Source organism: Streptomyces capoamus, assembly GCF_014654935.1.
Lineage (GTDB): Bacteria > Actinomycetota > Actinomycetes > Streptomycetales > Streptomycetaceae > Streptomyces > Streptomyces capoamus.
Genome location: NZ_BNBF01000106.1, coordinates 1 through 389, shown reverse-complemented (window position 1 = coordinate 389; position 389 = coordinate 1). Strand labels below are relative to the sequence as shown.

Below are 389 nucleotides of genomic sequence, written 5' to 3'. Positions count from 1 at the left end.
CTGGGCTCCGGGAGGGGGGGATGTAAGAAAAATTACAAACTTGACTCTTAGCCCAAGTGTTATATTTGGTTATTTACTAAAATCTCCCTTTGGGGGAGAAGGATGGATTGTTAGTGTGGACGATTTGGAAGATATAATTGGAGGACATGTATGGTTAGGTTCCATTTGTATATTTGGTGGAATCTGGCATATCTTAACCAAGCCTTTTGCATGGGCTCGCCGCGCACTTGTATGGTCTGGGGAGGCTTACTTGTCTTATAGTTTAGCTGCTTTATCTGTTTGTGGTTTCATTGCTTGTTGTTTTGTCTGGTTTAATAATACCGCTTACCCTAGTGAGTTTTACGGACCTACGGGGCCAGAAGCTTCTCAAGCTCAAGCATTTACTTTTC

At 42.7% G+C, this 389-nt stretch carries 1 protein-coding gene; it reads left to right on the top strand.

Annotation, left to right across the window (positions count from 1 at the left end):
* Window positions 1-115: 115 nt before the first annotated feature.
* On the top strand, window positions 116-389 hold a 274-nt coding region (locus IE312_RS44875), incomplete at its 3' end, for a hypothetical protein (RefSeq protein WP_502267012.1).